The sequence below is a fragment of the Bartonella sp. AS69XJJH genome (assembly GCF_042195585.1).
Lineage (GTDB): Bacteria > Pseudomonadota > Alphaproteobacteria > Rhizobiales > Rhizobiaceae > Bartonella.
Genome location: NZ_JBHIOO010000026.1, coordinates 1 through 11,441, shown reverse-complemented (window position 1 = coordinate 11,441; position 11,441 = coordinate 1). Strand labels below are relative to the sequence as shown.

Here is an 11,441-nt window from a genome sequence, read left to right as displayed (position 1 = left end):
TCACTATCGCACCACTTTAAAAAATCTTGGTGAGCGCCTGTCTGATCGCGTAGAAGATCTCACGGAAAAATTTGATCGAAGTGATATCATCAAAGCCCTTATGACCGATGGCATGTCCCGTGCTGATGCACAAACAGCAGTAAACCGTGCCGTCCAACTCTATCAAAGCGCAGAGGAAAAAACCGAAAAGGCGATAAAAGCGCTTGAAGAACGGGCAGAAACACTCTCGGACAATCTTGAAGATACAATCAAGGCTGCCAAAAACACTGCAACTAAAGCCACAAAAACAGCCTCCAATATGGGATGGTGGGGCTTTTTAGGCAGTCTCATAGGCGCCATTATTTCCAGTGTGTTTGGCTACTACGGTTACAGAAGCCGTAAGGATACTTTCATACTTTAAAACGTCTACCTCTAAAGCAAACACTTAAAAAAGCTGTACAATTGGTGCAGCTTTTTTGTGAAATTTTCTGATTGCCCTTTTGTATCATTGTCTCTCATATCAGACAACTTCGCCAGCCCATAATCCTTCAATATTCCCCTTTCAAAAAACATAAGGAGCTGCTCATCGCTGAAAATAGGCATTGTGCTTATTTTGAAGAGAGCTCTGAAAACTTCCTTTCTCAACTGATCATCAAGAAAAACTAGACAAAGCGTGGGATATCCCATAAACACGCAGAAGAAAATATACCTTTAGTCTCTTGGGGAGGAGCATTGTGATAAAGAAAAAATCCATTATTTTCGCTCATATGGGACTTTTGTTCGTTTTGTCTCTTAGCAGCTTTGCCGATGAAACGGCTCAAGTCACATTTGCTTTACACTTAGCAGAAAGCACAGCTTCTATTTCAATGCTCCTTTTTGCAGGGCTTATCGGGGCAATTTGTGCGGGACCCATTGCACCACGTCTTTTGCATCACTTCCAACCAGTACACACAGTCACTGTTGTTTTATTGTTTGAAGCGCTTTTCATAGCCGCAGCTGCAATCGCAAACCAGTTTTGGCTTTATATTGCCCTTTCTTTCGCACTGGGCTGTGCTGGTTCAATCTTTTGGTCTGCTATTCTTGTTGCGGTACCTGACTTCGCAAAAAATGAACAGCAATTAGACCGTATCAATCGCATTATCCAAACAGTCCGTAATCTTGGCTATATTGCAGGACCACTGTTAGGGGGCGTGTTGTATGGAATATCAAACGGGCAAAAAGGGCTCTTTGCACTTTCCATCATGGTTCTCTGTGCAGCCTTGATCACCATATACTGTTTTAAAAGTTTAAAAATACATACACAAAAGACAGATACATCGCAGCAAACCAAAAAAGGACTAGATTTAGCGGGTCTCTTGCGCAAAAAAAATGTCGTCTATGCTCTTGCGCCCCTCATCATCACTATTATCCTCACCTCTGCTCTCAACGTCTTGTCGATTGTCCGCATCCGCACCGAGCTACAGTTTAGTGCTGAAACCTATGGGGTGATCACAAGTATGCTAAGCCTAGGCTTAGTGGTTGGTCCACTCCGCTTCTCCAGCCTTTTCCACCATTTTGGCAATACCGCTGGAGCATCACTAGCTGCCGCAACCATTGGCTTTGCAATTTTCTGTTTTTCCTTAACAAACTTCACATGGCTGATGATGCTATCATTTTTCATCCTTGGGAGTGCCAATGGTGTGCAAAATGCCTTAATGGCAAGTTTTATGATGAAAGCCATCCCCAAAGAACAACGAAACAGTCAAATGCCTGCCTATATCTTCATCATACAGACATCCGTATGCCTTGGCTTTCTAGGAGCCGGCTTTGTAAAAGTGCATCATACCCAATACACACTGTTTATCATCGGCATCGCCACAATGATCGCAGGCATATTAGGTTTTATTGTGAACAGTGCCGTACAAAAAAAGAAACAGAGAGAATTTGATAATGGTTAGTGGACGAGGCGTTTTTCTATCTAACCGCCGGAATCGCGCACCTTCACAGTAAATTCAATTTCACTGAATCTACGCTGAAGACAGCGGGAAAGTTCTTACGCCATTCATGCAGATCAAAACTTACCCGACAAGGAACTTTAGCTATCTTAAAAAATCGTTATAATTAAAGCGATCTTTTACTAGGATTTCAATTCAATATTGACACATCTCCTCTTAATCTCTCCTAGCATTAAACAAACGACAGACCCAAGCCATTGCGTTTGAAAGTTCACTTATATCTATAACTTAAGGTAATGCAAATACCGGTGTGTGTCTTATGATATTTTAATAAATCAACTATTCATGATTGCCTTTACAAAGTACTTTATTTATTTTATAAAACAGTGTGATTTGATAATTAGTCATTTATTATTTTCAATAAATGAGAGTTTTGCAATCAACATAATGAAATGCAGGTGCGGGGGTAAATATGGGTTTACAAAAAATAAATGTCAACGATCACTTTTCATTTTTTATAAGGGGACAATCGAAAAACTGCTCTCGTTTAATCGCAATGAAGCAGCATCTTATGATTGGTATAAGCCCATTCAACTCAAGGTTTTCAGAAAAATATATTACTGAGCTCATATGTTGGAGTGCGAAAAAATTCAAAGATATTGACGTATTGCTCCCAGATACAGAATCAGCCATGCTCCTTGTGTTAGCATCTGGATCCACTAAGGATAAGGCAGAGCGGAAAACAAAAAAGGAGCTCAATCGCATAAGGCGTATATTATACAATATTCAGAATTTTAATAATTTAGAAAAATCATTTCGCATTCTTGACTTCTCTCAGTACAAACAAAATGACAATTATAAAATATTAAAATCACAAGCTATAAATTTGTACAAAAAAGATTTGAATTTTAGTGAATTATGCATGAAAATGTCAATTCAAGCAGTTGGGTGTCGAGCAAAGAGTGTGGGATTCTCGGCTGAAAAAATTAAATGTTTGGAAACAACAGATATTTCTATTGAATATATTTTTGATGAAATACCGTTCTACGTAAATACTCCATCTTTACTTAATATAGAGAGCTCAGTTTTGGCTTACCATCGTGAATGGCCGGTAGGAGAATTGTTGCTCAGCGGCAAATCACCTCTCTGTGTTGATAAGCAACAAGGGCACGGAATTGTTTCGATATGTACGCCAAACTCATGAAAGAACCAATTTATAATTAAACATTCGAAGGGGACAATTGGTGCGCCACGTTATTAAATTCAATGTTATGGACGAAAATTTCCAAAAAAATCCATACAATACATACCAAACTGTACATTCTTCTAACTCTGTTCTTTGGGATGAAAATCTTAAGGCTTATTTTTTTGGTCGATATGAAGATGTCAGCGCAATTTTGAAAGACGCTCGCTTTACAACAGCCCCCTTAGCTGTTCGAGCGGAACCGGTAATGGGCGATCGCGTATTAGCCCAGATGGAAGGGCATGAGCACCATAGCAAGCGGCACGCCATACTTTCAAAACTTACCGGAAAAATGTTCCGCACTCGCTATGCTTCAATTATTGAAGAAACAATAGACCGGCTTCTCATGCCGTATCTTCCAAAGGGGAAAATAGATATTATTAATGAATTCGGCAAAGATTATGGTGTGCTTGTTACATTAATGGTCTTAGGCCTACCGATAGATCGTTACAAAGATATAGCAATGTGGCACAAGGGAATAGCATCTTTTGTCACCAGCTTAAACCAATCAGATGAAGAAAAAAAATTCAGCTTATCGTGCAGCAAAGATATAATTTCTTATCTAACACCTCTTATAGAAGAATGGGACAAAAATTCATCAGAAGATTTAATATCTGTTTTATGTCAGAAAACAAATGATGGCACTCATATGACAACTTCTGAAATAGTTGCGCTTGTCCTTAACATGTTATTGGCCGCCATAGAACCTGCCGATAAGACATTAGCTTATCTTTTTTATCATTTACTCACAAACCCAAACAAATTAGAAACAATCCAAAATGATAGAACGCTTCTTGGCGATGCGATCGCAGAAACATTACGCCTAACTTCTCCCGTTCAGCTTATACCGCGCCAAACCAATCAAGCGATGGAATTCGCAAGCATCTCATTACCAGCCAACTCTCTCGTTTTTTGCATGATTGGAGCTGCTAACCGTGATCCAGACGCTTTTATGGACCCCAATAATTTCATACCAGAACGCAAACGGATCAGTAAAACCGAGCCAAATCTTATAAGGGCCGCAAACCATTTGGCCTTTGGAGCAGGCATGCACGTCTGTGTAGGTTCTGCTTTTGCTCTTATGCAGATAGAGTTGACGGCAAATAGACTCCTCGATAAACTCATTGAGATTAGCTTAACTGATGGCTTCATTTTGGAAGAAGAGGGATTGTACACAAGAGGACCATCGGCACTCCCAATCACATTCATCCCAATATCGCAACCAACAAACGCGTGTTAATTCTCAAAGTCTGTGATTTATAGAGCAGAACCAATATTTTAAAGAATATCAACAGGGGGCATAACAATGCAAAAGAAAGATTCCTATACCAAATCAGAAAGGTATGTCATATATACCGTCATTATTTCCAGCATACTCCCCTTGCTGGACGGAAGCATTGTTAATGTCATCCTTCCCAACCTTGCTGATTATTTTTCAATAGAGGAAAAGAATATGCAATGGGTTGTAACATCTTATTTTCTGGCTACCGTGCCGGGATTGCTGATGGCAGCTTTTGTTCAGGGGAGAATAGGTATCAAAAAGACCTGGTTCCTTGCAAGCTTCATTTTTATGCTTGGATCACTGGGGGTAGGATTAAGCTATGATTTTCCAACCATTATATCTGCCCGTATCGTTCAAGGTTTCGGAACAGGTCTTTTGCTGCCTCTTAGCCAAACCATTATTGCCTTACAATTTGGGCAGACACGGGTGCGCCAAGCCATGGGCACCATAGCTGTACCAACGGTTTTCGCTCCTGCCTTTGGTCCGCTGGTAGGCGCCTCACTTGCTCAGTATGTGTCTTGGCGTTTGTTATTTTTTATCAATATTCCGCTCATTTTATTGGCGCTCACCATTGGAGCTAAACATTTAAAGAGCAACGAAACAGTAAAAACAAAATTTAACTTATTTGCATTTTTAGCGTTTTCCATATCGCTTATTTCGTTTTTCTATCTCACAGAAGCCCAAAATATAAAGAACAAAAATCACTTATATATCCTAGCACTTATAGCGGTGATATCTCTCATATTGTTCATTGTTTCTAATCAGAAAGCAAAAAATAAATTAATCGTCTTTAGTGGATTTCAAAATGCGCGCTACACATTGCTCATGACCATGGGGCTTGTTGCGTCATTTCTTTTTTATAGCTTCCTCGTTTATTTCCCACTAGCCGTTGCCATGGAACAAGCCCATAAAAATAACCTTCTCATCATCGGCGCCGTCCTTGCTTTACAAGGGGTAGGTGCATGGATCGGAAGAAAATTTATTTACCAAAAATGGAAAGAAAAATCTCCCTTTTTCATGATAGGAATTGGTTTAGTGATATCAAGCTTTGGGCTATTATGCTTTGGCTATAATATAAGCATGGATGGGCTAGGATTTTTGCTAAGAGGCATAGGACTTGGCATCACCACCATTGTCTGCCTTTCTGCCCCCATTCAATATGTCAATAGTTTATACGTCAAAGATACGGCCGTTATCACACGCATATTACAGCAAATAGGTGGAGCCTTGGGGGGGATATTCGCTGGCTTTTTGATCCATTCGCTGACAGAAGAATATCTGTCCTTAAACCAAACATATATCATATTCTTCATATTCTCTATCGCTGCATTTTTACTGTTTTGCCTCGCACTCTCCTTATCGCATAAAGAGAAAGGCTCCGATTTATGATATATTTCGTTTGAACGCCTTCTCAATAACATTTGCAATGGCATATAAGATCATAGAGCAGTTTACCACTTTTCGAGAAATAAACAACACTGAGACCTTAGCTCCAGCCTTCATAATTTTTATAAAAGGACACTAAACCGACAAGCTCCTTCAGATCTAAAATTTGGACATCTCCAGTAACATGCGGTGTTTATCAACGTCACGCTTCCTTAGTGCTCTTAGACACCTCTCAAAACCTCTTGAAATATGGAATTCTCTGTTGGTATCTTTGCAAGTATCCACGAAATTAAGTACGCTTTTCAATGCGGAATAGTCCCATAAACGCACTAACAGACGCCCCTACAGCGCCAGCATAGAATATAGCATTCCGCCCACGCACACTATAAATGCTAATCATCTTCTACCACACACCGCGATGTGGAAAATCGCACCGCACTGCAAACTTGGTGATGTTATTCACCCCTTTTCAAGCTCATTGAATCGCTATAATTTCATAATCGCAACAGGTTCAAATGAAGCTGAAGCAACAAAAACAGCTTGTAAAGCAGAATCTTTTCTCTATTTCATTGTGAACTGTCATAACAAATCTACCCCGCTTTAATAAAAAATCCTTCTCTCATTGAGAGGGAAATTTTAAAAACATTGAAAATCATAATGTATGATGACAGACCCCAAACCATCTCTAAAAAGACTATTTCTTGATTTTCACAGTTTGCTCTTAAATTTCTCTAACATTTTCTTGGCTTTAAATTTTTCTTGTAAATTTTATGGACAAAAGAAGCTTTTCAGAACCCTCTTACGCCTAGTTTCATTGCTTCAAGCTCCCTTACAGACACGATAAACGTGTATATTTCCATCGCTACCAAATACGCGAGATTAACAGCGGATATCATGAAAACAGCCTTTTTATAGAAAACAGTAAGCTTTAACGGAATAAACGAAATTGGTAAACCAATCCCCAGCCCACTTGTTCTCTCTACCGGTTATGCGAACAAAGAGCCCCATCTGCTCTTTCTGACAAGCAAAAAACACACACAACATTTGGTAACATACCACTGTTGAAATTCTTGTCACAAAACCTTCCTTATTGTCATGTCAGAGATTATGTGCATTGCCTGCTTCTCATCTCCAATAAATAATCTGCCAATAAAGAATGTTATTGCAGCTACGATAATACAAAATTATACTTCTATTCTCATTCTATATTTTTCGAATTATCACACATTATCCACCCCCTTCACTGTTATAACAATGAAAGGAGAAAAAATTAAAACACAATATGGCATTTATCTTTCACAAATCTTATATAAGCCACAAAATTGTTGCGCGACTTTCTATGCAAGGTCAAGCAATAAAATCATATTCTAAAAACCACTCCACACACCACTTTTTGATATTATAAAGATACAAAATGCAATTATCGTCTCCGCAAACAATATCTCAGAAAAACAAAATCCCTCCTGCAATCATTGGACTTCTCCCTCCAATGTTTGCATACCATTATACGTGTAAGGAGTTAGATGACTTGTTTATTGCATCATTTGCTCCTTCTGAGATTCCAGAAGGTACAAAACGCGAAAAAGTTAAAGCATGGCTACGTGCAATCAATGTGGAATGCAATGAACCGCTTGAAGTCCTTGGTAACTTGCTTGGAGATCTTTTGGAAAAAGAATATTATGACCCAGACCCAAGCGGATTCAATCCATCATTATATGAAAAAATTTTACAGTTACAAAAAGATCAACGTAAAGTTTTAGAAACGTTAAAGAAAGATGGATTGGAATATCAGCGTGGAGGGTATATTATCAAAGCAGGTCTTCTTTCTATAAAAGAGCTACAAAAACGTATTGCAGAGAAAGAACTTTCAGCAGTAGAAATCGAAATAAATAGAGCATTAGAAAATATAGAAAAAGATCCAAGGGAGGCAGTTCTATTTGCAGCAAATCTGTTGGAAGCCTCTTGCAAAGCTTATCTCGACCACCATTCTATCCCATGTGCAGAAAACGCCCGTAATAATCTGCCCGCTTTATGGGAAAAAGTCGTTAAGAAAGCCAAGATTCATCCCGAAGATATGAAGCAAGAAAACTTAAAAAATCAAAATCTAGATGAAAATAACTTAGAAAATCAAGATCTAGATGAAAATGACTTAAAAATGATCACATCCGGTCTGTATCAAGTTGTGCATGGTACTATGAATTTAAGAAACAAGAAAGGTGCAGCGCACGGCCGCTCAAAAAAGGATTTTGAACTAATCAATCTCAAACCTCGCCATGCGCGCTTAACTTTTAATGCCGCACATTCCCTCTCAATTTATATCTTAGAGCTCATGGATCAGCCATCATAAAAAACTTTAGAAAAAACATATCACGACTACCAGCATTTTCTCGTGCCATTTTAAATGCCTAAAAAGCATTAAAGGGGTGATCGCTGCCTATATCCTTATTTCTATAGCACGACAGAATGAGTAATCACACCGCCCTATAGCTCTCCTCTTCCCCGCGTTGCTAGGCTCCGCTTTTAAAGTCAGTGACAATTTCTGCGAATGCAAAAGTAGCCCCTAAGGATAGCGAATGAGGATAGTGCAAAAGTATTGCCTTGATTATTTTTTAAAGAACAAACTAGATAGTGTGCTATTTTTGGAAAGCTCTCGTGAAGAAATATGATGATAGAGAAGCTAGTCATTATGATAAAAACACAAGTCTTAACTCCGTAAAGAGAGAAAATCTGAGTTGAGATTTAATTCCTGCAAAGCCTTTATGCGCATAAATTACATATTCCATAAAGCCCCACTTCTAATAAAAGCAATATAGAGGAAAGTTTGAGTGAAGAAGTATATCTTGGTAAGGATTAAGAAGTATGGCTTTCTGGTAAACAAGCAGCGTTCTAGCTCTCTTAACAAGTAGTATTTAGAACAAGTGGAATAAGGAGCAAATGAGATAGAAGAAGGTCTTTTTTCTAATCACCATAAGATTTTGTTCTCTTAGAATTACTTGAGAATTATCTTAGACTTAAGCGCCCCCAGCCCCTCGGCATAGCCTTCTCTATAGTTTATAAAAGCCGATATTCTATAACGGGGGGTAAAATTTATTGGTCACGCGCTCTATAAGTTTCCCTTCCTCGTTGCCAGTTTCTGTTCAAACGTCAGTACCAATTGTTGCAAAAGCACAAAGCCATTCCTTCTTTTTCTCACGACAGAAGACTTTTGCCTCATCACGCTCATTTCTAAAAAAGATTGTAAAAATCATCACTCCTTCAAAGAACATGCCACCCTAGAAACGGCAAAAGGGGCTAGAGCAGATGGTCCAAAGATGGTGCGAGATGTCCCTTTCAAAACAGATAGTACATTGCGCCAAAATTATCCAACAAGGATAGGGATATGCAGCTTATGGAGGCTTGTTCTCTTAAGTTGCTTTATGTATGTTAGGATAGATGTAAGAAGCTTTTCAGCTCTCCAGACGCTTTTATAGTATGGATTGGATTTGTGCGTTTATGTCTCACACTATTGACCACCCATGTTTTTTCTCCCTCCTGACATTGAGCAAAATTGATTGTCCAATAAGGATAAAATCACCCGCTTCCCAGCCCTCTCGTTGGTTATCTCGCAAAAATGTTATACATCCCGCTTGGAGCGTTGGTAACACTGCCTCATCACTTATATGCCCATGAGTTTATAGGCGTTTTTGACAAATCAATGGTTCATCGCTCCCATTGCCTCTAAAGCAAAGGATGTGTACGTTGTGCAAAAATAAGCATAGTAGAACGACTATAGCTCTTTTTTGGAAGGATTGAGAAATAGGTTTTTAAGATAGAACGGTGAGTACAGCTTTTTAATGGCATGTCTATATGGGCTATTGCGTTTTTTAGAGAGGGAAGATTTTCAAGCCCCCCCTCAAGCTATAGCCTTAGTGGTGTTTAAGCTCTCGTACATTTTGTTCTGCTTTCATGGTGCTTCCATTATGCTCCATCTAGAATGAAGTTTTATTTTAAATAATTCTCTAATGAAGGATGATAGGGTAGCAACAAGACTTTTCCTCATATAGCAACGCAGCTTTACAAAGATGCACCTTGGATGTGATATAGACGAACAAATATAGTATGAGCGATGGTGCACTATAAGCTTTATAGTACAAATTATCAGATTAAGAAAGAAGATATTGATCGTTTTTATAGCAGCCAGTTAGAAAAAGATCTTCACCTGTCATATTCTTATCGATAGCACCAAAACAGAGTGGAGTGATAATGCTTCTCATATTTTTGCAGTCCAAGAGATCCGGATTCACAAGGACTAATCTGTTTGATTGAGAAAACGGTCAAATAGATTGGAGTCCTTTTGAAGAAACAAGAGAAACGGCGCTTAAGAAAAAGAACCGAAAAAGCTTTTAGATCATCAACAAGAAGCGCTTAAAGCTTGTTTTGTGAGTGTTCTAAAAGAAGCAGACCGTGGCGAATTGATTATGGCGTATGGGATGAGAAAGTCCTTCGTAGTCTTAAAATAGCAGAAACTTTTGCAGGGAAAGGCAAGCCATGTTTTATTTTTGTACTCTCTCTCTGGAGTGGAAAATGAAAGCCCTCGTAGAAGAAGGAGAAAACACTCTAGTGCACTAATAGAGTTTTTAGAATAAGCAGAGTTTTTATAATAGAGGACACCGCCCCCTTCACGAGATCCCTAATTTTTTAATATCCCAGATGATAAGAGAATGGACAGCAGATAGAGCCTCTTAGGTTCTTTTTCTGTCTGTTCGACAAGTTAGCAATCGTCGTAACAAGCAAGATGCCGCTGTTTTAAACACTTTTACGCACATTTTATTGCCTAAAGTCTCTTTTAGACGCAAGTAACTGTTTATATTTTCCTCTATCCAGTATGCGAGCTTCACAGGGGGTGTGATTAAAAGAGCATAAACTTTACAGTAATCGACGAGATTTTTAAAGCGCTCTCCTATCTCACTTTTTCTCTCTATTTTACTGGTTATGAGAATAAGAATTTTTGTGTGATTTTTGTGAGCAAGAAAAGAACTGTCACAACATTTAGGAAATACGATTTTATGCTCCTTCTCACGGTATTTCTGTGTGGTTTTAAGAGACAAAAAAGCAGTTCATCACTGTTTTTCAAGCGGTTAGCTGCTTTTTAAGAAGATGCTTTTGTGTAATGTAAAAGTTACACACAAGGAACTTTTACAAGAGCAATGTCAATGGATATTTGAATAAAGAATTGTTGTTTTTTGAATAGACGACAGCAGAGTGAAGATGAGAAGCGTTGTTTTCAGCTAAGGAAGAATTGTTTTGAAAAGGTTATAAGAATGGTTACTATATCTATTTGATAGCTTTGAGCATTTCGTGGTTTGTACGTTTTGTCCTTCTTCTATAGCGTTTCCGCAACTTCTATCCTCCCCCTTTTATAAAAGCACCGATTTAGGGGAAAGTTTAAGTGAATTCTTACACGATTTTGAGTAGGAGGATTATTATATTTTCACGTTCTACTATGGTTGTAGAGTGATTTTGAGATGTTATTTGATTTTTATGGAAGTATTATTTGGCATTTTGGTTGCGGGGGCAGGATTTGAACCTGCGGCCTTCAGGTTATGAGCCTGACGAGCTACCGGGCTGCTCCACCCCG

At 38.7% G+C, this 11,441-nt stretch carries 5 protein-coding genes and 1 pseudogene; all 6 read left to right on the top strand.

Annotated elements, in window-relative coordinates; translation table 11 throughout:
- Positions 1-400: pseudogene (locus tag ACFIK6_RS08470) on the top strand (DUF3792 domain-containing protein); the annotation flags it as partial.
- Between the two features lie 313 nt (positions 401-713).
- Positions 714-1,916 carry an MFS transporter gene (locus ACFIK6_RS08465; RefSeq protein WP_375677535.1) on the top strand — a complete coding sequence of 401 codons (1,203 nt, stop codon included), beginning with the start codon at positions 714-716 and terminating at the stop codon, positions 1,914-1,916.
- Between the two features lie 469 nt (positions 1,917-2,385).
- Positions 2,386-3,117, top strand: a complete 732-nt coding sequence (locus tag ACFIK6_RS08460) for a tRNA-dependent cyclodipeptide synthase (protein ID WP_375677534.1) — start codon at positions 2,386-2,388, stop codon at positions 3,115-3,117.
- Between the two features lie 40 nt (positions 3,118-3,157).
- On the top strand, positions 3,158-4,396 hold the full coding sequence (locus tag ACFIK6_RS08455; protein ID WP_375642603.1) for a cytochrome P450, cyclodipeptide synthase-associated: 1,239 nt from the start codon (positions 3,158-3,160) through the stop codon (positions 4,394-4,396).
- A 66-nt stretch (positions 4,397-4,462) separates the two neighbouring features.
- Positions 4,463-5,827: an MFS transporter gene (locus ACFIK6_RS08450; protein ID WP_375642602.1), complete on the top strand. Its 1,365-nt coding sequence runs from the start codon at positions 4,463-4,465 to the stop codon at positions 5,825-5,827.
- A gap of 1,411 nt (positions 5,828-7,238) precedes the next feature.
- Positions 7,239-8,171 carry an abortive infection family protein gene (locus tag ACFIK6_RS08445; protein ID WP_375677533.1) on the top strand — a complete coding sequence of 311 codons (933 nt, stop codon included), beginning with the start codon at positions 7,239-7,241 and terminating at the stop codon, positions 8,169-8,171.
- Positions 8,172-11,441: the final 3,270 nt, after the last annotated feature.